General features: G+C 61.5%; 25 protein-coding genes. 20 read left to right on the forward strand and 5 right to left on the reverse strand.

From position 1 onward, the window contains the following. Position 1: 1 nt before the first annotated feature. On the reverse strand, positions 2–1,093 hold the full coding sequence (locus HMPREF2996_RS01450; protein WP_070445246.1) for a polyprenyl synthetase family protein: 1,092 nt from the start codon (positions 1,091–1,093) through the stop codon (positions 2–4). A gap of 43 nt (positions 1,094–1,136) precedes the next feature. Further along, the gene (locus tag HMPREF2996_RS01455) at positions 1,137–1,709 is read right to left on the reverse strand and encodes a GNAT family N-acetyltransferase (protein ID WP_070719493.1); all 573 of its coding nucleotides are present in this window, start codon (positions 1,707–1,709) and stop codon (positions 1,137–1,139) included. A 263-nt stretch (positions 1,710–1,972) separates the two neighbouring features. On the opposite strand from HMPREF2996_RS01455, the gene HMPREF2996_RS01460 reads away from it, so the two are divergent. Together HMPREF2996_RS01460 and HMPREF2996_RS01465 are read left to right on the forward strand one after the other, a co-directional pair. Further along, positions 1,973–2,416, forward strand: a complete 444-nt coding sequence (locus HMPREF2996_RS01460; RefSeq protein WP_070729774.1) for an SAV_6107 family HEPN domain-containing protein — start codon at positions 1,973–1,975, stop codon at positions 2,414–2,416. Between the two features lie 153 nt (positions 2,417–2,569). Next, the gene (locus HMPREF2996_RS01465; RefSeq protein ID WP_070445255.1) at positions 2,570–2,977 is read left to right on the forward strand and encodes a DUF3040 domain-containing protein; all 408 of its coding nucleotides are present in this window, start codon (positions 2,570–2,572) and stop codon (positions 2,975–2,977) included. A 111-nt stretch (positions 2,978–3,088) separates the two neighbouring features. Here HMPREF2996_RS01465 and HMPREF2996_RS01470 read toward each other — a convergent pair whose 3' ends face one another. Genes HMPREF2996_RS01470 through HMPREF2996_RS01480 form a run of 3 tightly spaced genes read right to left on the reverse strand, consistent with a single transcriptional unit; the run spans position 3,089 to position 5,561 of the window. Continuing rightward, entirely contained in the window at positions 3,089–3,691 is a 603-nt protein-coding gene (locus HMPREF2996_RS01470) for a TetR/AcrR family transcriptional regulator (RefSeq protein WP_070445258.1), read from the reverse strand. Positions 3,692–3,726: 35 nt separating this feature from the next. Beyond that, positions 3,727–4,416: an ABC transporter ATP-binding protein gene (locus tag HMPREF2996_RS01475; protein WP_070445261.1), complete on the reverse strand. Its 690-nt coding sequence runs from the start codon at positions 4,414–4,416 to the stop codon at positions 3,727–3,729. After that, positions 4,413–5,561 (reverse strand): ABC transporter permease, encoded by a 1,149-nt coding sequence (locus HMPREF2996_RS01480; protein ID WP_070729776.1) that lies wholly within the window; start codon positions 5,559–5,561, stop codon positions 4,413–4,415. Before HMPREF2996_RS01480 ends, HMPREF2996_RS01475 begins: the two co-directional genes overlap by 4 nt. 526 nt (positions 5,562–6,087) lie before the next feature. Here HMPREF2996_RS01480 and mraZ point away from each other — a divergent pair. The 18 genes from mraZ (at position 6,088) to HMPREF2996_RS01570 (ending at position 26,611) form a co-directional block, all read left to right on the forward strand. Continuing rightward, positions 6,088–6,522: a division/cell wall cluster transcriptional repressor MraZ gene (gene mraZ, locus HMPREF2996_RS01485; protein ID WP_010190539.1), complete on the forward strand. Its 435-nt coding sequence runs from the start codon at positions 6,088–6,090 to the stop codon at positions 6,520–6,522. Positions 6,523–6,695: 173 nt separating this feature from the next. Further along, positions 6,696–7,739, forward strand: coding sequence for a 16S rRNA (cytosine(1402)-N(4))-methyltransferase RsmH (rsmH, locus tag HMPREF2996_RS01490; protein ID WP_070445266.1), 1,044 nt, complete (start codon positions 6,696–6,698; stop codon positions 7,737–7,739). Further along, positions 7,736–8,572 (forward strand): cell division protein FtsL, encoded by an 837-nt coding sequence (locus HMPREF2996_RS01495; RefSeq protein ID WP_070445269.1) that lies wholly within the window; start codon positions 7,736–7,738, stop codon positions 8,570–8,572. The genes rsmH and HMPREF2996_RS01495 overlap by 4 nt, the downstream gene beginning before the upstream one ends. 328 nt (positions 8,573–8,900) lie before the next feature. Continuing rightward, positions 8,901–10,769, forward strand: coding sequence for a peptidoglycan D,D-transpeptidase FtsI family protein (locus tag HMPREF2996_RS01500; protein WP_070445273.1), 1,869 nt, complete (start codon positions 8,901–8,903; stop codon positions 10,767–10,769). A 67-nt stretch (positions 10,770–10,836) separates the two neighbouring features. Beyond that, positions 10,837–12,390, forward strand: a complete 1,554-nt coding sequence (locus HMPREF2996_RS01505; protein ID WP_070445276.1) for a UDP-N-acetylmuramoyl-L-alanyl-D-glutamate--2,6-diaminopimelate ligase — start codon at positions 10,837–10,839, stop codon at positions 12,388–12,390. Then, positions 12,387–13,922, forward strand: a complete 1,536-nt coding sequence (gene murF / locus HMPREF2996_RS01510) for a UDP-N-acetylmuramoyl-tripeptide--D-alanyl-D-alanine ligase (protein ID WP_070445279.1) — start codon at positions 12,387–12,389, stop codon at positions 13,920–13,922. The genes HMPREF2996_RS01505 and murF overlap by 4 nt, the downstream gene beginning before the upstream one ends. A gap of 23 nt (positions 13,923–13,945) precedes the next feature. After that, on the forward strand, positions 13,946–15,058 hold the full coding sequence (mraY, locus tag HMPREF2996_RS01515) for a phospho-N-acetylmuramoyl-pentapeptide-transferase (RefSeq protein WP_070445282.1): 1,113 nt from the start codon (positions 13,946–13,948) through the stop codon (positions 15,056–15,058). Next, the gene (gene murD / locus HMPREF2996_RS01520; RefSeq protein WP_070729777.1) at positions 15,055–16,446 is read left to right on the forward strand and encodes a UDP-N-acetylmuramoyl-L-alanine--D-glutamate ligase; all 1,392 of its coding nucleotides are present in this window, start codon (positions 15,055–15,057) and stop codon (positions 16,444–16,446) included. Before mraY ends, murD begins: the two co-directional genes overlap by 4 nt. Before the next feature lie 14 nt (positions 16,447–16,460). Beyond that, positions 16,461–17,942, forward strand: a complete 1,482-nt coding sequence (locus tag HMPREF2996_RS01525; RefSeq protein WP_070445288.1) for an FtsW/RodA/SpoVE family cell cycle protein — start codon at positions 16,461–16,463, stop codon at positions 17,940–17,942. Positions 17,943–17,971: 29 nt separating this feature from the next. Then, positions 17,972–19,057: an undecaprenyldiphospho-muramoylpentapeptide beta-N-acetylglucosaminyltransferase gene (gene murG / locus HMPREF2996_RS01530; RefSeq protein WP_070729779.1), complete on the forward strand. Its 1,086-nt coding sequence runs from the start codon at positions 17,972–17,974 to the stop codon at positions 19,055–19,057. 38 nt (positions 19,058–19,095) lie between these two features. Further along, a complete protein-coding gene (murC, locus tag HMPREF2996_RS01535; protein ID WP_070729782.1) occupies positions 19,096–20,586 on the forward strand; it encodes a UDP-N-acetylmuramate--L-alanine ligase in 1,491 nt (496 codons plus the stop codon). After that, positions 20,579–21,238 (forward strand): cell division protein FtsQ/DivIB, encoded by a 660-nt coding sequence (locus HMPREF2996_RS01540; protein ID WP_083276441.1) that lies wholly within the window; start codon positions 20,579–20,581, stop codon positions 21,236–21,238. Before murC ends, HMPREF2996_RS01540 begins: the two co-directional genes overlap by 8 nt. A gap of 206 nt (positions 21,239–21,444) precedes the next feature. Next, positions 21,445–22,809 (forward strand): cell division protein FtsZ, encoded by a 1,365-nt coding sequence (gene ftsZ, locus HMPREF2996_RS01545; RefSeq protein WP_070445299.1) that lies wholly within the window; start codon positions 21,445–21,447, stop codon positions 22,807–22,809. Positions 22,810–22,833: 24 nt separating this feature from the next. Beyond that, entirely contained in the window at positions 22,834–23,574 is a 741-nt protein-coding gene (gene pgeF, locus HMPREF2996_RS01550; RefSeq protein ID WP_070643702.1) for a peptidoglycan editing factor PgeF, read from the forward strand. Beyond that, positions 23,574–24,284, forward strand: a complete 711-nt coding sequence (locus HMPREF2996_RS01555) for a YggS family pyridoxal phosphate-dependent enzyme (protein ID WP_070729783.1) — start codon at positions 23,574–23,576, stop codon at positions 24,282–24,284. The genes pgeF and HMPREF2996_RS01555 overlap by 1 nt, the downstream gene beginning before the upstream one ends. 67 nt (positions 24,285–24,351) lie before the next feature. Further along, a complete protein-coding gene (locus tag HMPREF2996_RS01560) occupies positions 24,352–24,774 on the forward strand; it encodes a cell division protein SepF (protein ID WP_012715146.1) in 423 nt (140 codons plus the stop codon). 226 nt (positions 24,775–25,000) lie between these two features. Further along, on the forward strand, positions 25,001–25,312 hold the full coding sequence (locus HMPREF2996_RS01565; protein WP_070643706.1) for a YggT family protein: 312 nt from the start codon (positions 25,001–25,003) through the stop codon (positions 25,310–25,312). Between the two features lie 168 nt (positions 25,313–25,480). After that, positions 25,481–26,611, forward strand: a complete 1,131-nt coding sequence (locus HMPREF2996_RS01570) for a DivIVA domain-containing protein (RefSeq protein WP_070729785.1) — start codon at positions 25,481–25,483, stop codon at positions 26,609–26,611. Positions 26,612–26,680 lie beyond the last annotated feature (69 nt).

The raw sequence follows: 26,680 nt of genomic DNA on the forward strand, positions 1-26,680 counted from the left end.
GCTACATCCGGCGGGCCGTGGACTTGTGAGCCAGCTCTTCCAGAGTCTTCGTAACCTCGGGGGAAACCTGAGCATTGTGAAGGTGGTCAAGGCCCGAGCGCGTGAGATCGTTGATGCGCTGCTCGACGACATCCGGTGCACCCGAATCCGCAATGATCTGCGCCATGCGGGCAATCTCTGCGGGATCCTCTGTCTGACCGATGAGGCGACGCAATTCCGCAGCCGCGGCGGGATCGGAGGCATCCGCGCGCTGCAGTGCCAAGGACAAGAGGACTGTGCGCTTGCCCTCGCGCAAATCATCACCGGCCGGCTTGCCGGTCACGGCGGGGTCACCGAAGACCCCCAACAAATCATCGCGCAGCTGGAAGGCGACCCCGATGTCTTGGCCGTAGCCGCGGAAAGCAGCGACGAGCTTTTCGGGGGCGCCGGCTATGGCTGCGCCCAAGTGCAGGGGGCGCTCAATGGTGTAGGCGGCGGTCTTGAAACGGTTGACGGAATCAGCCAACGTGGCGTCCTCAGAACCTTCCGCTTCGAGGCAGATATCCAGCATCTGCCCGCCGATTACCTCGCGGCGCATAGCGCGCCAAGGGGCGCGGGCACGCGCGAGTGCCTCAGGGCTCAGGCCGGAGTCTTGGAGCATGTCTTCCGCCCAGACCAGAGCCATGTCACCCACGAGGATGGCAAGGGACTGGCCGAAGAAATCAGCATCGCCGTGGAAGCCGAGTTCGCGATGGCGGGCTGCTACGCCACGGTGAACGGTTGGGTTACCGCGCCGAGTATCGGAGGCATCCACGATGTCATCGTGGATCAGGGCGCAGGCTTGGATGAACTCCAAGGATGTGGCTGCGCGGAGCATGGCCTGCGGGGACTCCGACCCTTCCAGCCCGCGTGCGCCGATAAAACCTGCCCATGCGTAGAGGGGACGGATGCGCTTGCCGCCATCCAGCACGAAGGATTCCAAATAGGAAATCGCGTTGGTTACCGGAGCGCCGATGGATGCGATGGCATCACGCTGGCGGTCTAGAAAAAGCGCGAGCTCCTCGCGTACGGCTGCGGGAATTTCGTCCAAGGAAGGTATCTGCGGTGTAGTCACGCTTGCCACTTTACCTGGGCAGGTTCAGGGCTAAGGCGCCAGGTTAAGTGGTGTCGGTTGGCGCGAGCGGCACAGTAGATTGCAGGATTGCGAAGGGGCGGGAATCAGCGGGGTAATGGAGGTCGCGCAGGAAATCGCCAAAGCCCATCTTGCGGTAGAGCCCAAAGGCGGAGTTGGCTTCATGAGGAACTTCCGGTGTGGAGAGCAAAATATAGTGAGCGGGAAGATTCCAGGCTAAGGCTTCTAGTAGTGCGCGGCCCAGGCCGTGGCCTTGTTTCGCGGGGAGCACGTGGATTTCTGCCAGCTCGAAGTAATTGTGGAGAATCTCTTCTTGCTCTGGGGTAGGGCCGCCGCAGGCGGCGAGTGCACGGCGGAGCTGTTTATCCCACCAGGTATCGGGGGTGCCTAGGAAGCCGTAGGCAAAGCCGGCGATGCCATATTCATCGGTGGCCACAACGCAGGAAAACCCTGGGCGTATGAGATCTGCGCGCCATCGTGAGATGGACCCCTCGCGCACCGAGGGGTTGTAGTCCATCGCTGCAATGTAGATATCTACCAAGTGCGGGAGGGCAATGGCGAACTCTTGGGGGCTTAAGCGGCGCAGCGTGTAACTCACATGTCTAATAACAACAGATTCTCGCGGTATGTGAAAGCACTCGGGGAAACTTCCATCAAGCGTCGTGGTGTGCGTGTTCGAAAACATTCGAAATGATGCTTTAAAACCATTGTTTAATTCGAACATGTGCTCTAAAATTGGAGGTGGATGTAGGAAGGTGGTTTTAAGGTGAATCGCAACAACGAACAACAGCAGACAATCAACAGCATCAACGGCACAGTCTTTATCGACAAACTGAGGAAGAAGCCCAAGGGGGAGAGGACATGGCACAGGTAATCTCAGCAACAGCGGCGGCCCGCAGCCGGAACCGTGAGGCTATGCAGCGGGTGCAGCGAGACCGTTTTGTGAACCAAGCACTAGACCTCTTAGCGGATGCGCGGAGAAGCGCAGCGGAGGGAAGCTTTGCGGATGCATTGGAAATGGCTTACCGCGCCTCGCTACGTGCAGCCGGGGCACGCGTGGCGGCGTCCACGGTGTCGCGCCGCCGGCGCTTGCCTACTTCCGCCTGGGAGCAGGTGGCTCTCATTGGCCTGGCTGATGCGCAGTGGGCAGAGGAGTTTAAGGAGTACTCCCGTGTGCGCTCACGTGTGGCCTCTGGGCTAGATCCGGTCCCTGAGCCGGATTCGGTTTATCAGTACTTAGCGCTTGCCGCACGTTATGTGGATGCGACTGAGTCCGAGCTGGGCTTCGGGGTAATGGCGGCCTAAGACTGGGGCCGGGGTCATAGGCCGTGAGGGGGTAGTGCGGCCAAATTATGGACTGTCTTTGTGGGAACTATCTCGCTATCCTTGACGTTATAGAGGTAGTAACCCACATTCCCAGTATTACTACCTAAACCCCAACCCATTACGGAGGACGCTGTGGCCCTTTCTGAGCACGAACAGCAAGCGCTGCGTGAAATTGAACAGTCGTTGCTGGCCAATGATCCTGATTTTGGCGCGTCTGTGTCCGGTGAAACATCTTTCGGCGGAAACTCGGGTGCCATCACCCTCCGCGGAGTGGCCTTGATTGTTGTTGGTCTCTGCATGATGGTGGGCGGTATCGCGTTGGCTCAGCAATCTCTGTGGTTTGTCAGCCTCTCCGTCCTTGGCTTCCTCGTTATGTTCGGCTCCGGTGTCTGGATGCTGCGCGGAAAGTCTGAAGATTCTCTGGTTGCAGTCGGCACGCATGCCCCTGCGCGCGGGCACAACAAGCAATCCAAGAAGGGCGGCAGCGGCGTTGGAAACCGCCTGGAAGACAATTTCCGCCGTCGCTTTGAAGAACGCTAGGCCCCAAATAAGGCGCTCATGGGCGTTGTATAGATAGCTGTACTCTCGCCCCGCAGCCCTCCGCGTTAATTCGCGGAGGGCTGCTTTGCTCTTAGCTGTTCTTAGTCGGTTTTATCTGTCCTGGTCTGCTCTCATCCGCGGAGGAGGGTGGGGCACAATGGCATCGGCCATTGCATAGAGAGTCTGTGTCGCGCTATCGAGCTGCTCCGGAGAGCGCTCCGCTAGCTCCGAAGCCCGAAGGATGGCTGCGTTGAGCAGCGAAATGTCTACCGCGGAAATACCGGGACAGAACGCATCAACGATGGAGGCGAAGCCGTCATGAGAGCGTTGCACTTCCTCGTCAGCAAAAGCTCGGGGGAAGTGTTGAGCGGCAGTCATCAAATGACCGTGGGCCCCATGAACAAAGAGCTCGAGTGTGGCGTCCACATAGGCGCGGAGGCGTTTCGTGGGTTCAGGGGGAGCCACCTTCATGGCGGCCTCGAGCTGTTCATTCCACAACTGTGTGGCCTGGATGAGAAGCTGCACCAGTAAATCGTGTTGAGAAGACACATATCGATAGACACTGGGGCGAGCAAGCCCAACCTCCGCAGCTACCTCGGCCAAGGTCGGTACCGCACCACGGTTGTTGATGATCAACCTTTCGGCAGCCTCCAGCACCGCGCGGTGCTGGACGGCACGGTGCTCGGCTACTGTCGTTTCAGTGATCTTCGGCATGCGCGTAATTCTACGTTAAGCTGCGCATTCTTTTTCTACTCTGACGCTGGGGCTGAGGCAGGCGTCAAGCGGCCGTCGACCATCTCATAGACCTTGTCGCAGTGCTCAAGGACTTCATAGTCGTGAGTGACCATAATGCCAGCGACGTTAAAGTCGTGGCATTCTTTTGCCAACAGCGCCACGATCTCTTGGGAGCGTGCGCGATCAAGGGCGGCAGTGGGTTCGTCGACAAGCAGCACTTGGGGATCGCCCACGAGCGCGCGGGCGATGCCGACACGCTGGCGCTCACCGCCGGACAAGCTTCCTGGACGGTGCTTCGCCCGATGCTTCATACCGACCTTGTCGAGCAGCTCAGCGCTGGAGTAGCGCCCAGTCTTGCCGATGACCTTGGTGGCCAGCTCGATTTGTTCCTCCGCGGTCAGCGCGGAGGGAAGGTTACCTGTGGACTGGAAGACGAAGCCGATGTGGTTGCGACGAATCTCGGCCAGTTGGGTGCCGCTCAGCGGCACGATATCTTCACCTGCGACTAGGACCTTGCCGGAATCGGGTGTTGTCAGCGCGCCCGCAACGGCGAGCAGTGTGGACTTTCCAGAGCCGGATGGGCCAACCACGGCTACGAATTCACCGGGATCGATGCTGAGATTGACGGAATCGAGTGCCTTAACTTGCGAGTCGCCATCGGTGTAGCTGATGGTGACGTCGTGTAGTTCTAAAGCTGGGCTCATCGGTTTTCTCCTAGGGCAGCGAGGGGGTTGGTTCGGGTAACGCGGACGACGGCGATGAAGGCACCGAGCAATCCAGCGACGAAGAGGATGAGGCCGCCACTGATGACAGAGCTGAATTCGGTGGCATAAGGCATCGCGGTCTGCTCCAAGAGGCTGCCTAAGCCGACGGCCACCAGCGCGCCCGCCAGGATGGACAAGACAAGGATGACTACAGCTTGGCCGAGGCTATCGCGCAACAGGAAGCCCTTGGTGGCGCCCATCGCGCGAAGAGTGGCGATATTGCCTGCCCGCTGGATGGTCCAGACGAGGAAGAAAGCACCAGTGACGAGCGCGGCGATGACGTAGAGGAACCACGTAATCATGGACAGGGTCATCATCTCAGCGGTGTAGCCGGGGGAGGAGTCGAAGCTTTCCTTGAGGGTGCGCACATCGAGTCCGGACTGCTCTGTGAGGGCTTCGGTGTCGGGTTTGTCTGTAGTGCGGGCGACGATAACGGAAGCCTCTTCATAGGCGTCCGGGTTGACGGCTTCACCGTGGCGCCCGCCGGCATGGATCTCCTGCCAGATATCCAAAGGCAGGTAGGCCACGTCCACGTGACCGAAGGTGCGCTGGTTATCGCTAAAGCCGATGACATTGAGAGGGATATCCAGGCGGTCAAGGGTGATCGTGTCACCGACTTCGATGCCCTCATCCTGCAGGGTGGAGGAGACGATGATGTCGTGCTTGGTATTGCTGGGTTGGCCGTCGACCCGCATGGTGTCGATGGCGGGGAGCCCAGCTGGAGCGAGGAAGGAATCGGGTTTTACTCCCAAGAGGGTCAAATCCACTGCCGTGCCCTCGTGGTTATGGGCATTGGCAATGGTCAGGCCCAAAGGGGCGGCCTGGTCTACGCCATCGAGGTGGGCGAAGGATTCGGCTGCGGAGGCATCAATTACGGAGCGGGTGAAGGCGGAGTCCTTTTGGGTGCCGTCGGCGAAGGCGACGACGTCGCTGTCCATGGCCTTCAGTCCGGAGACTCCGTCGTTGACCAAACCTGCGGTGAGGCCGGAGATGATGACGACGAGCATGGACATCAGGGCGAGGACAACGCCCATGAGGAGGAAGCGGGTACGCGCGAAGAGCATCTCGCGCCAAGCTAGATACATGGTGGATCTTCCTAGTGGGTGGGAATCTGTTGGAATGCCATCCCCGTCAAATGTGAGATAGCAACAATGTGTTTCTAACATAGGAACGTGGCGTTTCTAAAAATGCTGTCGCGAGAAACGGCTTCCTGGGCAGTTTCCCTAAATTCCCCACTTTCCCCCACTGGCCCCGTGTAGGCCGGTGAGGCGGTGGAGTGTGAGATGCTTGGCTGCGGGGTAATGCGCGTATAAACCGCAGGATCGTGTGAATGCGGGGGAGGAACCTCCCTAAAGGGGTGAAAGTTGCAGGTGTAAATAAGGGTGTGAAGTGCGCGCTTAGGGGGTATGTCAAGAGTGTGCTGGGAAAACTTCCCACCGAAAAAAACTCCTGTTTAGCTGCATGTTTTCCGTGACACGCGGGGAAGAGGGGCGTTAAAGGTGTGGGCGGTGGGGGAAAGTGGGGTAGAGTGGGGCGCAGCGGAGGAGAGAGTTGTTCTCTTGTCGCGAGAGGAATCCGGAGTTTTCGAGTGGCAGGAAGGTGGACCCGGGGATGTTTCTCGGTACCTACACTCCCAAGCTCGATGACAAAGGGCGGCTCACGCTTCCAGCGAAGTTTCGTGAAGAACTGGCCGGTGGCCTCATGGTCACCAAGGGTCAGGACCATTCGCTTGCGGTATACCCGCGGGAGGAATTCGCGGCACGAGCTAGGAAGGCGGCGGCTGTGTCACGCACCAACCCGGACGCGCGTGCGTTCATCCGTAACTTGGCAGCGAGTGCGGACGAGCAGCGCCCCGATGGGCACGGGCGTATCACGCTGTCAGCAGGCCACCGTGAGTACGCAAACCTGACAAAGGAATGCGTGGTCGTGGGGTCGGTCGACTTCCTCGAAATCTGGGATGCAGCCGCGTGGGCTGAATACCAGGCGCAAACTGAAGATGCTTACTCGGCGGCAGACGCCGATGACGTACTTGCTGGGCTGCTCTAAAGCTTTCCCGGCGAACCAAGAGTGCGTGTACGGACTCTGCCCGAGGAGGATGAGCTGGTGTACTTCCCCGACATCAGAACCCTTCCTCGGACAGGGCCCTATACGCACTCGCTTTTTATCGAGAACATCAGACCGCAGCATTAAGCGCCTGAACGGAAAGGGGGACAGCAACTGTGGAGCACGACGGCACCATAAACTACGACGTGAGCGAGAACCACGGCCATGTCCCCGTCATGCGTGCTCGCATGGCCCAGTTGCTTGCCCCTGCTGTCGAGGCGGCAGGGGAGAATGCCGTCATCGTTGACGGTACCTTGGGCGCGGGTGGTCACAGCGAATATTTTCTCACCGCCTTTCCCTCCGTGCGCATCATTGGCGTGGACCGTGACTCTGCTTCGTTGAGCAGTGCTTCTCGACGTCTCCGCCCCTTCGCCGACCGTTTCGTGGGCGTCAACGCGCGTTTCGATGAGGTGGGCAGTGCTATCGCGGATGGGGAAGACGAGATCTTTTCCATCGCGCGGGAGCACGGCATAGCCGGGGCGCTATTTGATCTGGGTGTGTCCTCCATGCAGCTGGATCAGGTCGATCGCGGTTTTGCGTACAAGACTGACGCCCCGCTGGATATGCGCATGGACCCTCGCCAGGGAACGACCGCCGCCGACATTCTCAATACTTATAGTCACGGCGACTTGGCTCGCATCTTAAAGACCTATGGCGATGAGCGTTTCGCCGGCAAAATCGCATCCGCGGTTCTGCGGGAAAGGGAAAAGGAGCCTTTTAGCAACTCCGCGCGCTTAGTCGACTTGTTGTACGCCACCATCCCCGCAGCAACGCGCCGCACTGGTGGCCACCCGGCGAAGCGAACCTTTCAGGCACTGCGCGTTGAGGTTAACCGTGAGCTTGAGGCTATTGAGCAGGTTATCCCTGTGATTACGGATGCCTTGTCCATTGGCGGACGTGCGGTGTTTATGAGCTACCAGTCGCTCGAAGATCGCATTGTCAAGCATGCTTTCACCAAGCTCAGCACCTCGACCACTCCAGCGGGCCTGCCCATGGATTTGCCCGGGACCGCGGCGCATTATTCCGTGGTGACGCGTGGTGCGGAGAAGGCGAGCCAGGAAGAGATTGCGGAGAACCCGCGTGCGGCATCCGTCCGTGTACGCGCGCTCGAACGCCTTGAGGGGACACCGTCTTTTCATGAACCGGGAGGTAGGCCATGACGCTGAGAGACCGTACCGCACAGGCAACGCACCGCCGCGACCACGAGAGGACCCACACCATGGGCGCAAGCCGCGATTTCACCACTGGAGCCGATGCCACGGGCCAGGGAACCGCGCTGCTTGAACGGGGGCGTCGTACCACCCCGCTGCCGAGCCGCACCCCGCACCGCGGCACCGTTCCTACTCGCCGCGTTGGCTCCGGCCTGCGGGGAAGCCGCCTTGGCTCGAAGCAGGTCGTAAGCAATCGTGGGCGTCGTGTCGCACAGCCCACGCGGGTTAACGGCCTCTTCGCGCGCCTGTCCTTCACCGCCATTGCTCTGCTGATTACGGGTGTGGCCGCAGCCATGTGGCTGTCGGGCTTGTCTACGTCCCAGACCTTCAAGATTCAGGAGCTCACCGCCCAAGAATCCACGCTGGATAACCAGCTGGAAACCCTGAACCGAGACTTGGAAAACGTTCGTTCGGCCTCGGATGTCGCTCGCCGCGCCCACGAAGCCAAGATGGGCATTCCGGTCCAGCCGGGCGTTGTGGAGGTTGGCGCAGACGGCAACATCGAGCACAAGCGCGAGGCAACCCCGGATATGGAATCAGTCATCGATGTCAACGGTGAGCCGGTCCGCCCGGGGCAGGCTTCCAGTGACCCGAATGCGACGGCCAACATGTCCGACAACCTCAACGCCCGCCCGACGCTCAGCGAGCGCAACCGCGAAGGCGGAGGTGCCGCTACCACGGACGCGCATTCGGAGGATAGCCCCGAAGGCGGCCAGCCAGGGGAGGCGAGCGTTGAGCTGCCGGATATTCCGGCCCAGGCTCCCTATGCGGCGCGGGGATAGAATCCCCCTCCCGCTTCGCGCGTGCCTGCGTGGGCAGGCGGCGATAATAGGGCACAATTCGGGATGAGACTGTCTTTACCCCGCGCCAAGCGTGGGGCAAGACATTCAGCTGTTTACTTACCTACCCTCGCTGCAGACAGAAAGGTGACGTGTGACCCCACCACACTCCGGTGGCCGGCGCCCGAGGCGGGCTCCCGCCGCCCGTGCCGCTCAGCCACGCGGCGCCTCTCACCAACCACGGCAGCGCTACGACGCCGACCGCGTCGTTCCCGCGACCCGCTCCCGGAATCCACGTACCGGCAAGCCTTTTCTGAGTCAGCAAAAGACGATGCGCCAGCGCGTTCACGTCATTGCGGCGGTGATGCTCGTCATCATGCTGGCCTGGATGGGGCGCCTCGCCTGGGTGCAGATTGTATGGGGTCCAGACCTGGCAGCGAAGGCAGCAGCGCAGCGAACCCGCGTGTACGTCGACACCGCCGGGCGCGGTGAGATCCTTGCACGCGATGGCCAACGTTTGGCCTACACCATGCGTGCTCGGTCATTGACCGTCTCACCGACTCGCCTGCGCGATGAGCTTCGTGAGCAGGAAGAGCAGAAGGCCACCGGGGAGGCCGAGTTTGAGTCCTTGGCTCCCGACGCGAAGAATTCCTACCTAGACAACAAAGTGACCGAGCGGCTCACCGAAATGTCGGAGGGGATTCCGAGCAAGCTGAAGGAGGCCGGAATCGATGCCGGCGACGTGGAACCGGAGCAGATTATGGACAAGCTCCGTGCCGACACCCAGTATGAGGTCCTCGTGCGCAATGTCGACCCAGATGTCGCGGTAGCTATTTCCGAGGAATACCACGGCCTTGCCGCCGATGAGCAGCAAATCCGCCAGTACCCCAACGGTGCTATCGCGGAGAACGTTATCGGCAAGGTGTCCATGGACGGCCAAGGCCAGTTTGGTTTCGAAGCCTCCGGTGATACCACCCTCACGGGTATTGATGGCAGCTCCACCGAAGACGTTTCGGCTAATGGCCAGGTGATTCCCGGTAGCCTCCGTGATCAGGTGCCCACCACTGACGGCAAAAATGTCACGTTGACGCTGGATCTTGATTTGCAGACCTACGTGCAGCAGAAGCTGGAAAAGGCAAAGGCTAACTCGAAGGCGAAAAGCGCTGAGGCGGTCGTGCTGGATGCCGCTACCGGACAGGTCTTAGCCATGGCGAATACTGGTACGGTTGATCCGAATAAGGACATCGAAAAGCAGCTCCAGAAGGACAAAACCTTCGACAACCTGGCGGTCTCGCACCCCTTCGAGCCCGGCTCGGTGGCGAAGATTATTACTGCCGCCGCGACCATCGAGGAGGGTCTGACTGACCCGGATGAAGTTCTGCAGGTGCCCGGCTCCATCGACATGGCCGGCGTGACTGTTAATGATGCTTGGCCGCACGGCGTTGAGCCTTATACCACGACAGGCGTCTTCGGTAAGTCCTCGAACGTCGGAACGCTGATGTTGGCGGATCGACTTGGCCAAGATAAATACGCCGACTACCTGAAGAAGTTCGGACTCGGGCAGACCTCCGGAATCGAGCTGCCCAACGAGTCCCCGGGGCTGGTTCCCGATCGTTCGCAGTGGTCCGGCGGTACCTTCGCTAACCTGCCCATCGGCCAGGGCCAGTCATGGACTGCCCTGCAGCTGGCGTCTGTTTACCAGGCCCTCGCCAACGACGGCGAGCGCATCGAGCCGCGCATCATTGATTCGATCACCGCGCCGGACGGGACGAAGGAAGAGCTGGAGGAGCCCGAGACCACCCGCGTGGTCAGCGCCGAAACCGCACGCACCGTCGTCGACATGTTCCGAGCGGTCTTCCAGGATGATCCGCAGGGCCTGAACAACGGTACCGCCGGCAACGCCAACATCGAGGGCTATCAGCTCTCCGGCAAGACCGGTACCGCGCAGAAAGTCGATGAGGACACTGGGGCTTATTCCAATTCCAAATACTGGATCACGTTTGCGGGCATTGCGCCTGCCGATGATCCCCGCTTCGTCGTCGCCGTCATGCTCGATGAGCCGGAATCCGGTGTCAACGACGATGGATCCGGCGGCCAATCAGCGGCCCCTGTTTTCAGCGATATCGCATCCTGGCTCCTTGACCGCGACAATATCCCGCCCTCCCCGCCAGCACCGCAACTGACTTTGCGCGCCGAGTAGTCAGCTCTCACACCGAAAAGCACATATCGAAAACCTAGAGACAGAGAAACAGAGAAGAGGAATCACCGTGACCAGCAGCACCACCCTGAAGCGCCTAGCAGAGATTTCTGGGGGCACAGTGATCGGGGATGCCTCGACTACCGTTAGGTCCTGTGGGCTGAACTCGGCAGCACTGCCGCCCGGTGGCCTGTTCGCGGCGCTTCCGGGCACACGGGTTCACGGCGCGCGCTTTGCCGCCGATACTAAGGCCGCAGCCATTCTCACTGACGCCGAAGGCCAGCGTATCCTCGACGACGCCGGAGAGAAGCGGCCGCTTCTTGTGGTGGAGGATATCCGCGCCATCCTCGGAGCCGTGTCCGCTGAGATTTATGGTCACCCCACGCAGAAACTCACCATCCTTGGAGTGACGGGCACCTCGGGTAAAACCACCACGAGTTACCTCCTCGAAGCAGGCCTCTTGCACGCGGGCTATTCAGTGGGTCTCATTGGTACGACGGGTACCCGCATTAACCGGGAGCCGGTCCCGACTTCCTTGACCACTCCGGAGGCGCCGACCTTGCAGGAGCTTTTTGCGCGCATGGTGTCTGAGGGAGTTACGCACGTGGTGATGGAGGTCTCCTCCCACGCGCTATCGCTAGGACGAGTCCAGGGAACGCGCTTCGACGTGGGTGGCTTTACGAACCTGAGCCAGGATCACCTGGACTTCCACCCGACGATGGAAGACTACTTTGAGGCCAAGGCCCTGCTTTTCGACGGCCCCCACGCCGCCGACCGCTCCGTCATCTGCGTCGATGACGAATGGGGACAGCGTATGGCGCAGCGCGCCGCAGCACGCCCGGTGATCCGGGTATCAACGACCTCGCAAGGAAGCGATGCCGATATCACTGGCCGTCAGCTCAGCACTGAGGTCACCGGTGCACAGCAGGTGGAACTAACGCTTGCCTCCGGTGAGCATGCCGGAACGTTTGAATTCCGCCTGCCTATGCCGGGTACCTTCAACATCGCCAATGCGGCTCTCGCCACAGGGATGGCCGCCGCTATTGGAATCGAGCCGCACGTCTTCCTCGAGGGTGTAGAGAAGGTGGCAGTCCCTGGGCGCATGGAGCGTGTTGACCGCGGCCAAGACTTTGTGGCTGTGGTGGATTACGCGCACAAGCCGGCTGCAATCGCGGCCGTTCTGGAGACCCTGCGCACGCAGTTGGAAGGCAGCACGGGCCGCATCGGCATCGTCGTCGGCGCGGGAGGTGACCGCGATTCCTCCAAGCGTCCGCTCATGGGAGCGGCCGCCGCGAAGGGCGCGGACCTTGTCGTCGTCACCGATGACAACCCCCGCACCGAAGACCCAGCATCGATCCGTGCAGCCGTGCTTGCGGGCGCCCAGGAGGCAAACCCAGCGGCTGATATCCGCGAGGTAGGCTCACGCGCCAAGGCCATTGATGAAGTCGTGGCGTGGGCGCAGCCGGGTGATGCCGTCATCGTCGTTGGCAAGGGGCACGAGGTAGGCCAGCTCATTGGCGATACCGTCCATCACTTCGATGACCGCGAAGAGATGGCTCGAGCTCTTGAAGCCGTGACTACTGCGACTACCCTGAGTACCGAAGAATCCAAGGAGCAAGCATGATTGCGTTAAGCCTCGCTGAGATCGCTGAGATCACGGGCGGCCGCCTGGATAGCGTCGATGATCCAAACACCCAGGTGACTGGTTTTGTCGAATTCGATTCTCGCAAGGTCACCCCAGGCAGCCTCTTTGTAGCGCTGCCCGGAGCCCGCGTGGATGGCCATGACTACGCCACCACCGCAATTGATAAAGGCGCCGTTGCCGTTTTGGCGGCGCGGCCGGTGGGTGTTCCGGCGATAGTCGTCGAACCCCACGGGCGCGTCGAGGGTGACGGTGCCAACGCGGATATTTACGCCAACGATACAGATGGGTCTGCGGCCGCCGTTGTCGCAGCGTTGTCTGCGATTGCTCGTGCAGTAACGCAGCGCCTTGCCGCAGAGCAGGAACTCACTATTGTCGGTGTTACCGGTTCGGCCGGCAAGACGTCTACCAAGGACCTCATTGCCACCATCTTCCGCGAGGTGGGGGAGACTGTCGCTCCGCCCGGCTCCTTCAATAATGAAATCGGGTTGCCCTATACGGCTCTGCGGTGCGATGAGCACACGCGCTACCTGGTGGCGGAGATGTCGGCCCGCGGCATCGGGCACATCCGTCACCTCACCGAAATCACCGCGCCGCGCGTTGGCGTGGTCCTGAACGTTGGTAGCGCGCACCTCGGCGAATTTGGCTCGCGCGAGAATATCGCTCAGGCCAAGGGAGAGTTGGTGGAGGCGCTGCCGAACGCGGAGGCAGGCGGCGTAGCCGTCCTTAACGCCGATGATCCTTTCGTCGCTGCCATGGCTCCACGCACGGAGGCCAAAGTGGTGTACTACTCCACGGAAAATCGTCGCGGAGGTGCCCCGGCAGCACAGTACTATGCCACCGACATCGTGCTCGATGACGTCGCTCGTCCCTCCTTTACCCTGCACAGCCCGGATGCCGAACCCGTTGCTGTGAAGCTCCAAGTCTTTGGCTCCCACCAGGTGTCTAATGCACTGGCCGCGGCCGCCGCAGCCATCGAGCTGGGGGTGTCGGCAGACACGGTGGCGGCTGCCCTGTCCGGCCACCGCCTCGCTTCCGAACACCGCATGGACGTACGCACCCGCCGCGATGGCGTCACCGTCATCGATGACTCCTATAACGCCAACCCCGATTCGATGCGAGCGGCCATTGCCGCTTTGGCTTATACCGCAGCAGCGCGCCCCGACGCCCGTTCCATCGCGGTGCTGGGGGAGATGGGAGAACTCGGCAGCGATGCAGAGCAATCGCACCGCCAGCTCGGTGAGTTTTTGGCCAAATACCACGTCGAGCACCTCATCGCGGTAGGGGAGAATCCCAACTGCCGGGCGATGGCCGAGGCCGCTGCGCAGCAAGGTATAAATACAGTGGTGTGCGCCGATGCCGCGGCCGCCGCACAGGCGGTGGACGGCATACTGCGCGTGGCCCCAGCAGGGGTCGATGATTGGGCTAGCCGTAACGTTAAAGATGTGGTCTTGATTAAGGCCTCCAATGCCCAACGTCTCTGGTTGGTCGCGGAACAGCTGAACCACAGCTAGCCGCTAGAAAGGACTTCAAGCTCGTGACTCAGATCATCATCGCTGGTGCGGTTAGCTTCCTCGTGGCGATCTTTACCACCCCGGTTCTTATCCGCTACTTCTCCGATACCGGCCGCGGACAAGAGATCCGCGAGGATGGCCCCAAGTCTCACTTGCGCAAGCGCGGTACGCCGACGATGGGTGGCCTTGCCATCCTCGCGGGCATCTTGGTGGCCTATGTTGTGGCTGGCCTCTATGGCCTGCTAACAGGGCATGAGGCCTTTACCGCCTCCGGCTTGCTGGTCCTCGGACTGACCTTAGGCTTGGGCGCGGTGGGCTTCGCGGATGACTTCATCAAACTCTTCCGCCACCGCAACCTCGGGCTCAATAAGACCGCCAAGCTAGTCAGCCAGCTCGTGCTGGCGCTGCTCTTCGGCTTCTTGGTTCTGCGTTTCCCCAACGATGCGGGGCTGACCCCAGGCTCCACCAAGCTATCCTTCATCCGCGACTTGAATACTTTCGACCTAGCTGTCGGCGGCACGGTCATCGGAACCATCGTGTTCTTGATCTTCATGTACATCCTTATTGCGGCGTGGTCGAACGCGGTGAACCTCACCGACGGCCTCGACGGCCTCGCGGCGGGCGTTACCGCGATTGTCATGGGCTCTTATTCGCTGATGACCTTCTGGCAGTTCCGCTATTCCTGCGCCACTAACTTTGCTGCCGGGTGCTACCAGGTGCGCGATCCGCTCGACCTCGCCGTGCTTGCGGCCGCAGGACTGGGCGGCTGCCTGGGCTTCCTCTGGTGGAATGCCGCGCCCGCCAAAATCTTCATGGGTGACACCGGGTCCTTGGCACTTGGTGGTTTGGTCGCGGGTATTTCCGTTACCAGCCGTACCGAGCTACTCATGATCATCATCGGTGCCCTGTTCGTCATCGAAACGGTCTCCGTTGTTATCCAAATCGTGGTCTTCCATTCCACAGGAAAGCGCTTCTTCCGTATGGCGCCGATTCACCACCACTTTGAGAACGGTGGTTGGGCGGAAACGGCCGTCGTTGTCCGCTTCTGGCTTCTGGCTGCCATGGCGGCGATGGCCGGCGTGGCAATCTTCTACGGTGATTGGCTCACCGCCTCCGGCATAGGAGTAGGGGCATGACGCGCCCAGACTTCCTCTCCGGCCGCGTCCTCATCGCCGGCGCTGGCGTCTCTGGCCGCGGGTGCGCGGCAGTCCTTTCCCGCTTGGGCGTGGACTTAACGGTGGCCGATGGCAACGGGGACTCCCGCAGTCGCATCTCCGCGGAGTTGGGCGTTGCCGCCGTGGACACTTCCGCGGTGGACCTGGCTGAGTACTCGCTCGTCGTCACCTCGCCGGGGTGGCGGCCAGATTCACCGCTGCTCGCCGCTGCAGCCTCCCGCGGCCTTGAGGTGATCGGCGATGTGGAGTTGGCCTACCGCCTCGACCAAGCAGAAGTTTTTGGTGCCCCGCGCCGTTGGCTCGCGATCACCGGCACCAACGGCAAAACCACGACCACCGGCATGCTCGCTGCCATCATGGCTGCTGACGAGCAACGCTCCGGACAGCGCGCCCAAGCCGTAGGCAATATCGGCGTGTCATCTTTTGATGCCTTGGCCGCTGAGCCCCGTGTGGACATCCTCGTAGCGGAGCTTTCATCCTTCCAATTGCACTGGTCCTCCCAGCTACGCCCAGAAGTCGGAGCTCTGCTTAACCTCGCGGACGACCACCTGGATTGGCATGGCTCCTTCGAGGCCTATGCCGCAGACAAGGCCAAGATTCTGCGCGGAGAGCATGCCGTCTACGGCAAGGAAGATGAGCACGTTCGAGCGCTCGCTGCTTCTCTTCCCGGCGCAACCGCTTTCAGCCATGCCGAGCCCGCTGCAGGTGAAGTAGGCGTGAGCACCGGCAGCCTCCTCGTCAACGAGGTGGCAGGTATGAAGTCCGTCGTGGTAGACGATGCCACCACCATCCAACCTGCCGGTCTGGCCGGAGTGCTGGATGCCGCTGCCGCGTCGGCGGTCGCGGCTGTCGCCGGTGCTCAGCCGGAATCCATTGCCGAAGGACTTGGCTCCTACGTGGTGGCTGGCCACCGCGGGGAGATTGTTCACCGCCATGCTGGCGTGACCTACATCGACAATTCCAAGGCGACGAACCCACATGCCGCGGAGGTCGCTATGCGCGGCTTGGACTCCGTGGTGTGGGTGGCCGGCGGCCAACTGAAGGGCGCTGATGTCTCGGAACTGTTGCGCACCCATGCCGCGCGGCTGAAGGCGGCGGTTCTGGTGGGCGTCGACAAGCATGTGCTTGCCCAAGCCCTCGTGAAGGCAGCGCCACATGTGCCCGTCGTCATCGTGGATAGCCACGATCCGGAAGCCGCAATGGAACAGGCAGTGTCCGCCGCCGTGCAACACGCCGACGCCGGCGATACCGTGCTTTTAGCACCCGCTGCGGCATCGTTGGACATGTACACCGGTATGGGCCAGCGCGGCGATATCTTTGCCGCCGCTGCCCGCCGCCTCGCCCGCTAGCGCTAGGAGCACCCGTGACCGCCACCAGCACCCAGAAGCCACAACGCACGCTGGGATACCACCTGCGTGACCTCCGCGAGCGCCTCCGCGCCTACCCCGGACTTGACTATTTAATGCTGCGCATCGCCATATTTTCGCTCATCGGCATCGGCGTGCTCATGGCCTTCTCCTCGTCGATGGCGACGTCGCTGTCGGAGACCGATAGCCCGTGGTCTGCTGCACTGCGCCAGTGCGTGCTCGTTATCGCCGGCCTCATCGTGTTTTGGATTGGCCTGCGCATGTCGCCCCGCACGCTCCGGGCACTCGTGCCGTGGTTTCTGGGGCTATCCATCCTGCTTCTTATCCTCGTCCTCGTGCCCGGCATTGGTACCGGTCGTGTGGAGGTCGGTTCACAGTCCTGGATCATGCTGCCTGGTGGCGTGGCTTTCCAGCCCTCCGAGTTCGCCCGTGTGGCCGTGGGCATGTACGGCGCTTCAGCGCTGGCGGATAAGACGCACCGTTCGATGCGCCTGACGGACCCTTTCATGATGTACTCCATCATCGCCGGCATCATGTTCGTGCTGATTGTGGCCCAAGGCGATCTCGGCATGGGTGTCTCTTTCGCCCTCATCGTCGTGTTCACTCTGGTCTTCGCCGGTGTGGACTGGCGTGTTCCGACCGTCGTCGGTGTCTTCGGCGCCATCGGCATGGTCACCGTCTTCTTGGCCGGCGGCTTCCGTTCGCACCGCTTCCACACTTATTTCGATGCGCTGCGCGGCAATATCGAGGACACACAAGGAACCGGTTTCCAGGCTTACCAGGGCTTCCTTTCGCTTGCCGACGGCGGCTTCTGGGGCGTTGGCCTCGGCCAGTCACGCGCCAAGTGGTTCTACCTCCCAGAGGCGAAGAATGACTTCGTCTTCGCCATCATTGGGGAGGAATTGGGCCTATGGGGCGGTGCCTTGGTCATCGGGCTGTTCGCCGTACTGGGCTACTTCGGGCTGCGGGCGGCAACACGCGCCCAGGACCAATTCCAGTCCCTGCTGGCCGCCACGTTGGCGGTGGGTGTTGTCGTGCAGGCATTCATTAACATTGGCTACGTGATCGGCGTGCTGCCGGTGACGGGTATTCAGCTGCCGATGATTTCTGCGGGTGGTACGGCCGCGGTGATCACGATTGGCTCGATGGGCCTGCTGTGCAATGTGGCGCGCCACGAGCCGCTGCAGGTTTCCGCCATGCAGAACTTTGGGCGCCCGCTATTCGACCGTATCTTCTTTATCCCCGAACCTACGCCGCCCAATGAGCGTCGCGGCGGGGCACACCGGGCCCCGCGTGAACGAGGGGAGGGCACGCGCTCCCAGCGCGCGCACCGCGACCGCTCCCAGCGCCATGTTGAGCGCAGCCGCGAGGAAAGATTTGGGCGTGCAGTAACGGGACGCTCGTCGCGCTCGCAGACGCCGCAGGGGGAACAGCGGCGGGAGTATCGCCGGGAGTATCGGCGCGGCGAGCGACGGTAAGAAAGCGCGGCGCTGGTAGCGTGTAGTGCATGAATGACACGCCGATTTCCGTCGTCATCGCAGGTGGCGGCACCGCCGGACACATCGAACCAGCGCTCGCGGTGGGGGAGGAGCTGCGCCAGCGCCATGGCGCGCGGGTGACCGCTCTAGGAACCCCACGAGGTTTGGAAAGTGATATCGTGCCGGCGCGTGGCGTCGATTTGCGCATGATTACGCCGGTCCCAGTCCCACGCAAGATCAACGCCGATGCCGCGAAGCTGCCGTGGCGGGTCCTCAAGTCTGTCCGGGAAACCCGCGCGGTTCTGAAGGACGTCGGGGCCAATGTGGTTTTTGGTACTGGAGGATACGTCGCTGCGCCGGCCTATCTGGCGGCGAAGTCTCTGGGTATCCCGTTCTTCGTGCTCGAGACGAACGCTCTGGCCGGCATGGCCAACAAGCTGGGGGTCCGCCTCGGTGGCACGGGCATCAACGCGCAGGAACGCTCAGGTATGCCCGGTGAGGTCCTGGGAATTCCCGTGCGGCCGGGAATGGGTGAGGATCCCGACGGCGCAAAGGCGGCGGCTGCGCGCCAGAACTGGAACCTCGACGCGCATCGCCCGACAATCGTGGTGACCGGCGGTTCACAGGGAGCAGTGAGCATCAACACTGCCGTGGCCGGCGCGCTCGATGACCTGTGCCGAGACTTCCAAGTGCTGCACGCCTATGGCAAAAAGAACGAGGCGCCGGCTGAGCACGAGCACTACACCGCGGTGCCCTATATCGATGACATGGCTGGCGCTCTGGCCGTTGCTGACCTCATGATCTGCCGTTCCGGAGCGATGACGGTGGCAGAGGTCTCCGCGGCCGGTCTGCCCGCACTCTATGTGCCGCTGCCGCACGGCAATGGCGAGCAGGCTCTGAACTCGCGCGCGCTGGTGGAATCCGGCGCCGCGGTCCAAGTTCCGGACGCCGAATTGACCTCGGAGCGCCTCGTTGCCGAAGTTCGCGCTATCCTTGACCACCCCGAAACTTTGACGGCCATGCGTACTGCCGCTGACGCCAGCACAGCCGGCGAGGTTGCAGCTATCATCGCTGACCGCATCGCGCAGCGTGTCGCCGCCGAGAACCGCGGCTAGACGCACAGTACAGGTTAATGAAAGAAGGATTTTTCACCATGACTGATACCCCTGCCACCACGGACCTGTCCCGCGTCCACTTCGTCGGTATCGGCGGCTCCGGCATGTCCGGTCTCGCACGTATTCTGGTTAGTCGGGGCGCGGTCGTCGCCGGCTCGGACGTTAAGAAATCGACGGCTGTCGACGTCCTCCGCGCGATGGGTGCGCACATCGCCATCGGCCATGGCGCTGAAAACCTTGACCTGACTGGTGATAAGCCAACCGTGGTCGTGACCTCCTTCGCCGCCATCCCACACGACAATCCCGAGCTCATTGCTGCGCGCGAGGCCGGAATCCCGGTCATCCGTCGATCAGATCTGCTGGCTGAGCTGATGGACGGCCACCGCCAGGTCCTGCTGGCTGGTACTCATGGAAAAACTTCGACTACCTCCATGGCGGTGTCCGCGCTGCAGCAGGCGGGCCTCGACCCCTCCTTCGCCATCGGTGGCCAGCTCAACCGTGCCGGAACCAACGCGCACGGCGGCACGGGTGATGCTTTCATTGCAGAAGCCGATGAATCCGATGCTTCACTACTGCGCTACAGCCCCTACGTGGCGGTGATTACCAATATCGAGCCGGATCACCTGGATTATTTCGGCACCGCGGAAAGCTACTTTCAGGTCTTCGATGATTTTGCAGACCGCGTTGTTGAGGGCGGCTACTTGGTAGTTTGCCTTGAAGACGCTCAGGCGGCCGCTACCGGCGAACGCGCAGCACAGCGTGGTATTCAGGTGCTGGGTTACGGCGCACGCAGTGCGGTAGGCGAAGATTCTTCCGTGCCCCTCGCAGCGGAGATTCTGGAGGAAACCGTCTCCGCCGCCGGCGCGCACGTCCGCGTTCGCTTGGCCCTGCCGGGGCAGGCGCCGCAGGAGTTGTCTTATGACTTGCACGTCCCCGGGCATCACATGGTGCTCAACTCGGCGGCCGCGCTGTTGGCCGGCACGCTGGCCGGCGGAGACCCAGCGGAACTGGCCGCGGGCCTGACCGACTTTACGGGCGTGCGCCGCCGCTTCGAGTACCGCGGCAGCGAGCGCGGAATCCGCGTCTTCGACGATTATGCGCACCACCCTACGGAGGTATCCGCGGTACTTAACGCGGCCCGTGCGAAGGCGGATGCGGAGGATGAGGGGGCGCGTGTTATCGCCTGCTTCCAGCCGCATCTGTACTCCCGGACAATGAAGTTCGACGCAGAGTTTGCTCAGGCCTTGGCGCTTGCCGACGCCGCCGTCGTCCTCGACATCTACGGAGCCCGCGAGCAACCGGTTGAAGGAATTACCTCCCGCATCATCACCGATAAGATGCCGGAGGACATGCCGGTCATCTTCGAACCCGATTTCTCCGAAGCCGCTGGCGATGTCATTTCCCTGGCACAGCCCGGTGATATCGTCCTCACGATTGGTGCGGGCACGGTTACCTACGTAGCCGGTGAGATTTTGTCCGAGCTGGGACGCAACGATGAGGCGGAAGAGCCGAAGGAACCGAATGTCTAAAAAGACTGGGGCGCTCGCGGTGGGCGTGGTGCTACTTGTAGCGGTCATCGCTGCAGCCGCAGTGTGGCTTTTTCCTATCCTCACGGTGAAATCCTTCGAGGTGGTGGGAAACGATCACGTTGCTGCTGAGGATGTGGAGCAAGCTAGTGGTGTCGCCAAGGGCTCGAACCTTGCGCGCTTGGATGCTCGCGAGGCCGCGCAGGGCGTGGCGTCGCTCCCGTGGGTAGAAAGCGCGACGGTATCGCGGGCATTCCCGTCGACGGTGCACATTGAGATCACCGAACATGAGGCAGTGGCCTTTGTTCGCAATGGTGGCACGACGGTGTTGGTAGATAATCACGGTAAGGAATTTGTGGAAGATGAAGCACCACCCGAGGCCGTGGAGCTGACCGGTAGCACAGACTCCGGCTCCCCAGAGATGCAGGCGGCCGTCGAGGCCGTTGCAGCCCTCCCCGCGCCGATTCGGGAGAAGGTGACGACCCTCGAGATCGCAGACAGGTATTCGCTGACTTTCCACACAAAGGATGAGAAAACCATCTTTTGGGGGGCATCCGAAGACAATAAAAACAAGGCGATTGCTTTCGAAGATGTGCTCAAGCTTGAGGGCGAATCCTGGAACATTTCTAACCCGTCGCTGGTGACTCGCCGCTAGGGGCGTCGCGAGTGGGACGGGTGGGGCGCTTGTTAAGAAAACCGCATGTCAGCAACCCTAAAGTAGAGGTTGAGGGTACCGACACGCGGCAAAATGTGCGCCGAAATTACCCCATTGTCGTTAAAGATGGATGTAACCGCCTCTCACGAAAAGAGGCGCCTCCTCGTTTACATTAAAACCTTATTCGAAAGGCAAGAGACCCTCGTATGATCTCATCTAGCAACAATCTCGCGGACATCAAGGTCGTCGGCGTCGGCGGCGGCGGTGTCAACGCTGTCAACCGCATGATCGAAGAAGGGCTCAAGGGAGTCCAGTTCGTGGCGATCAACACCGATTCCCAGGCGCTGATTTTCTCGGATGCGGATACCAAGCTCGACATCGGACGCGAAGCTACCCGCGGCCTCGGCGCCGGCGCTAACCCGGAGGTAGGAAAGACCTCCGCGGAGGATCACAAGACCGAAATCGAAGACGCCCTCCAAGGCTCCGACATGGTCTTCGTCACCGCTGGCGAGGGCGGCGGAACCGGTACCGGCGCAGCCCCTGTCGTTGCCTCCATCGCAAAGAAGATGGGCGCTCTGACCGTCGGTGTCGTTACCCGCCCGTTCAAGTTCGAGGGCGCGCGCCGCACCCGTCAGGCCATGGCCGGCATCGAAGAGCTGCGCGAGGTCTGCGATACCCTCATCGTTATTCCGAATGATCGTCTCATGCAGCTGGGCGGCGAGGAGCTGTCTATCGTCGAAGCCTTCCGCGCCGCCGACGAAGTCCTGCACAATGGTGTGCAGGGTATTACCAACCTCATCACCATCCCGGGCATGATCAACGTCGACTTTGCGGACGTTCGCTCCGTCATGTCCGACGCCGGTTCCGCCCTCATGGGCATCGGTTTTGCTCGCGGGGATAACCGCGCGCTCAACGCTGCTGAGCAGGCCATTAACTCCCCGCTGCTGGAGTCCACCATGGAGGGCGCCAAGGGCGTTCTGCTGTCTATCGCTGGTGGCTCCGACCTGGGCCTCCACGAAGTCAACGCGGCTGCCTCCATGGTGGAGGAGCGCGCCGACGAGGACGCCAACATCATCTTCGGCACCATCATCGATGACAACCTTGGAGACGAAGTCCGCGTTACCATCATCGCCACCGGCTTCGACGCGCAGGCCAATATGACCTCCCAGCCGGCGCAGTCTGGCCAGGCACAGCAGCAGGGTTCGGAGGCTACCCCGGCCGCACGCCCGGGTTCCCTCTTCGAGAACCGTGCTGAAGCACAGCCTGAGAGCCCCGCCGCGCCGCGCACCGAGGCCCCGCGCGAAGAGTACACCCGTGCCGAGCCGCAGCGAGCTGAGTCCCAGCGCATCGGCCGCGAGGAGTACACCCCGCGCCACTCCTACGAGCGCGAGCAGCCGGCTGAGCCAGCCCCGTCGAGCGGACTGTTTACCACCTCGGATCGCTTCCGTGGCGAAGAGTACCGCCGTGGTGCCGATGACGAGTACCGCCTCTCGCGCCCCGCTGAGCGCAACAGCCGTGACTTCGATGACGATGGCGACGACGATCTCGACGTGCCGTCCTTCATGCGCTAGTCCCAGCCAGCTACTCTGGAGTGCATGCCAGTAAACGAGGAAGCACACGCAGCACGACGCCCCGTCCGCATGGTGTTTACAACCCGTGCCGGCGGGGCGTCGTCGTCCCCCTATGACTCTTTCAACTTAGGCGATCACGTCGGCGATGACCCCGCCGCTGTGGCCGCCAATCGCGAGAGACTTCTCCGAGCAACGGGATTAGAGGACATCGTGTGGATGGAGCAGCTGCACACCAATACCGTGACGGTCGTGGGCGCCGAACACCGCGGCGCGAAGGAGCCCGTGCCGGCCACCGATGCGGTGGTGACCACCGAAAAACGCCTGGGGTTGGGCGTGCTCGTGGCTGATTGCACGCCGGTGCTGCTTGTCGACGTCTCCGCGGGCGTCATCGGTGCCGCCCACGCCGGGCGCCTGGGCGCGCGCAATGGAATCGTTCGGAACACGGTCAACGCGATGATTGAGCTGGGGGCTACCCCTTCGTCGATCCAGGTGCTTATGGGGCCGGCCGCTTCTGGGCGTAACTATGCGGTTCCGGAGCAGATGGCGGAGGACGTCGAGAAGCACCTGCCCGGCTCCAAGACCCGCACGGCGTCGGGTACCTGGGGCGTCGACGTGCGCGCCGGTGTGATTCGCCAGCTGATGGGCATGGGAGTCACGGCCATTGAGTCGGACCCACGCTGCACGATTGAGGACACAGATTTCTTTTCATATCGCCGCGAGGGCGTTACTGGACGCCAAGCCGGCGTGATTTGGTTGGAGGATTAATGACTAATAACAACACCGCGCGCCGCGAAGAATTGCGGGCCGGCCTGGCGCGCACCCGTTCGGATATTCACCGCTTTGCTGAGGCCGCTGGCCGCCCCGCCCCGCAGCTGCTGCCTGTGACGAAGTTTCACCCGGCCGAAGACATCGCGCTGCTAGCGGAGCTAGGGGTAACGGATGTGGCAGAAAATCGCGAGCAGGAGGCCCGCGCCAAGGCGGTGGTCTTGCCCGAGATGCGGTTCCACATGATCGGCCAAGTACAGACCAAGAAAGCGAACCACGTGGCCCGGTGGGCGCATAGTGTTCACTCGCTTGACTCAGAAAAACTCGCCAGAGCACTCGACCGCGGCGTGGCTCTTGCCCAGGAGCGCGGCCAGCGTGAGGACACGCTTCCGGTCTATATTCAGGTCTCCGCCGACGGTGATACCGCGCGTGGTGGCTGCCCGCTAGAGGGGGTATCCGCTCTGGTGGATCTGGTCGAAGATCTGGAGAACCTGCAGCTGTGTGGCTTCATGGTGGTTCCACCGCTGGAGAGCGATCCGGCGGAGGTTTTCACCCAGGTGAGGGCGCTGACGGATGAGGTGGCGGCCAAGCTTGGGCGAGACCTGAAAATGTCCGCCGGAATGAGCGCTGACATGGAGCCGGCGATTGCATCTGGAACAGATGTCGTGCGTGTCGGAACCGGAATTATGGGAGAGCGCCCGCTAGGTTAATTGTCATTGTAAAAGTGCATTATAAGACAGCAAATGAACAGCACACTAGGTCAGAGGGAGACCCAGAATGTCACTGATTGATAGGACTAAAGAGTTCTTCGGGCTAGGCCCGATGGACATGGACGCCGACGATGCTTACTACGCAGACGAGCGCGCTTATAGCGCTCCGGCGTATGCACCTTCCTACGAAAAGCAGGAAGAGGAATTTGTCCCGACTATCGTGGCGCTGTCGCTCGTTTCCTTCGACGATGCAGCGAAGGTTGGCGGCCCCTTCCGTGACGGTGACGCAGTGGTCTTCGAGCTCACTGACGCTGATCGCGGCTCCGCAAAGCGCTTCGTTGACTTCGCTGCTGGCCTCTGCTTTGCACTGGAAGGCCGCATGAAGAACCTGACGAAGGGCGTGGACACCAGCCGTAAGGTTTTCGCTATCGTGCCGAAGGGCGCCGATATCTCTACTGTTGAGCTCGAGCGTGCAGCGCACCTGCGCTAAAAACTTCGCGCTTTAACCGCTTCAGCGCCTTTTCTCCCCTGTGTTGGCTAAGGGGGAGGGGCGATGGGGCGGTTTGTTGGTTTTCTCGCTATTTCCCTAGCGGTCTAAGCGGAGCGGTATTCTCGGCGGCGGTGCGGCTGCCGCGGTGCCATCTCTGTTCGCCGAGGGCGAACCCTCGGGCAGGGGAGTACCGTCCGCGGGGGTGGTTCGGATAGGCTCGGGCACTGTGAATGCTTTAGGTTCAATTCTGCTCGTCGCCGTGAGTCTTTACTCGTGGATTTTGTTGGCGCGCATCGTCATCGAGATGATTCAGTCTTTCTCGCGCCAATTCAATCCGCCCCGCTGGTTCATGATGGTTGCCGAGGTGCTCTTCGTCGTCACTGACCCGCCAGTTAAGGCGCTGCGTAAGGTTATTCCGCCGCTGCAGCTAGGAGGCATTGCGCTCGACGTTTCCATCATCGTTTTGTTCCTGCTTTTGTCCATCCTTTCGCAACTTATTGGCTGGCTATTTTTCAGCCCCAATGGGCTTGCAATGTAATAAACGGGTGTATTAAACCCTCCTGTTAACGTTGAGACTCGTGCCAGCGTTAGATAATGTGTTGATTCGGATACAATGAGTTACCACAATCCGTATTATTAACCGCATATGTACCCGGCCTCTGGACCCTCTAGAGGTTTGACCGATTCGTAAGGGGAAGAGAAGTCAATGCCACTGTCACCAGCTGATGTACACAACGTCGCTTTCAGCAAGCCGCCAATTGGCAAGCGTGGCTACAACGAGGATGAGGTCGATCAGTTCCTCGACCTCGTTGAGGATGCTCTTGCTCAGCTGCAGGATGAGAACGATGATCTCCACGCCCAGGTTGAGGAACTGAAGTCTCAGGCTCCGGCTCCCGCTGCTGGCGGCGCTTCTGCCGCAAAGGTCGATGAGGCCGCCGTACGTAAGGAAGTCGAGTCCAAGCTGCGCGCCGAGTACGAAGCAAAGCTGGCTGACTCCAAGAACGAGATTGCCAGGGCCAAGGAAGAGACCAAGCGTGCGCAGGAGCAGGCGAAGGCCGCTCAGGCACAGTCCGCCCAGGCACCGGCTGCTCAGGCACAGGACAACTCCGCGGAGCTTAAGACTGCTCGCGAAGAAGCTGCTGCCGCCAAGCGTGAGCTCGAGGCCTCCAAGAAGGAGCTGGAGCGCACCAAGAAGGAGCTGGAGTCCGCAAAGAAGAACTCGGCTGCTTCCACCACTGCCTCCTCCGCCGCTGCTGTGGCTGGTGCAGGTGCTGCTCAGTCCACCGAACAGGGCCTCGCCACCCCGGATACCCACATGCAGGCCGCCCGCGTGCTGGGTCTGGCTCAGGAGATGGCGGACCGTCTTACCAGCGAGGCTAAGGCTGATTCCGAGTCCATGCTCGCTGAGGCTCGTACGGCTGCAGAGAAGCAGCTTGCCGACGCCGACTCGCACTCCAAGGCCCAGCTTGCTGACGCCCAGAAGCGCTACGATGCACAGCTGCAGGAAGCCGATACCCGCTCCAAGAAGCTGGTGGCGGATGCCGAGAACAAGGCAAAGCAGACTGAGTCTGACGCAACGTCCCGCGCCGAGGCACAGATTCGCCAGGCTGAGGAGAAGGCAGCTGCCCTGCAGGCGGATGCCGAGAAGAAGCACACCGAGGTCATGAACACGGTCAAGCAGCAGCAGACCGCTCTGGAGGCTCGCATTTCCGAGCTGCGTACCTTCGAGCGCGAGTACCGTACCCGCCTCAAGACCCTGCTGCAGTCTCAGCTTGAGGAGCTGGAGTCCCGCGGCACCGCTGCTCCCAACGGTGAAACCGGCAAGTCCAACAATTAATCAGTGAATGAACGGCGTCCCTGCGGGGGCGCCGTTATTCTTTTATGTAGGTATACGTTCGTAGGTATA

The organism is Corynebacterium sp. HMSC066C02 (assembly GCF_001814945.1).
Classification (GTDB): domain Bacteria; phylum Actinomycetota; class Actinomycetes; order Mycobacteriales; family Mycobacteriaceae; genus Corynebacterium; species Corynebacterium aurimucosum.

Coding starts and splice junctions, on each gene's coding strand:
- HMPREF2996_RS01460 (WP_070729774.1), top strand. CDS start 1,973: ATGGCACAGGTAATCTCAGCAACAGCGGCGGCCCGCAGCCGGAACCGT.
- HMPREF2996_RS01470 (WP_070445258.1), bottom strand. CDS start 3,691: ATGCCGAAGATCACTGAAACGACAGTAGCCGAGCACCGTGCCGTCCAG.
- HMPREF2996_RS01475 (WP_070445261.1), bottom strand. CDS start 4,416: ATGAGCCCAGCTTTAGAACTACACGACGTCACCATCAGCTACACCGAT.
- HMPREF2996_RS01480 (WP_070729776.1), bottom strand. CDS start 5,561: ATGTATCTAGCTTGGCGCGAGATGCTCTTCGCGCGTACCCGCTTCCTC.
- mraZ (WP_010190539.1), top strand. CDS start 6,088: ATGTTTCTCGGTACCTACACTCCCAAGCTCGATGACAAAGGGCGGCTC.
- HMPREF2996_RS01495 (WP_070445269.1), top strand. CDS start 7,736: ATGACGCTGAGAGACCGTACCGCACAGGCAACGCACCGCCGCGACCAC.
- HMPREF2996_RS01500 (WP_070445273.1), top strand. CDS start 8,901: ATGCGCCAGCGCGTTCACGTCATTGCGGCGGTGATGCTCGTCATCATG.
- murF (WP_070445279.1), top strand. CDS start 12,387: ATGATTGCGTTAAGCCTCGCTGAGATCGCTGAGATCACGGGCGGCCGC.
- murD (WP_070729777.1), top strand. CDS start 15,055: ATGACGCGCCCAGACTTCCTCTCCGGCCGCGTCCTCATCGCCGGCGCT.
- murG (WP_070729779.1), top strand. CDS start 17,972: ATGAATGACACGCCGATTTCCGTCGTCATCGCAGGTGGCGGCACCGCC.
- murC (WP_070729782.1), top strand. CDS start 19,096: ATGACTGATACCCCTGCCACCACGGACCTGTCCCGCGTCCACTTCGTC.
- HMPREF2996_RS01540 (WP_083276441.1), top strand. CDS start 20,579: ATGTCTAAAAAGACTGGGGCGCTCGCGGTGGGCGTGGTGCTACTTGTA.
- ftsZ (WP_070445299.1), top strand. CDS start 21,445: ATGATCTCATCTAGCAACAATCTCGCGGACATCAAGGTCGTCGGCGTC.
- pgeF (WP_070643702.1), top strand. CDS start 22,834: ATGCCAGTAAACGAGGAAGCACACGCAGCACGACGCCCCGTCCGCATG.
- HMPREF2996_RS01555 (WP_070729783.1), top strand. CDS start 23,574: ATGACTAATAACAACACCGCGCGCCGCGAAGAATTGCGGGCCGGCCTG.
- HMPREF2996_RS01560 (WP_012715146.1), top strand. CDS start 24,352: ATGTCACTGATTGATAGGACTAAAGAGTTCTTCGGGCTAGGCCCGATG.
- HMPREF2996_RS01570 (WP_070729785.1), top strand. CDS start 25,481: ATGCCACTGTCACCAGCTGATGTACACAACGTCGCTTTCAGCAAGCCG.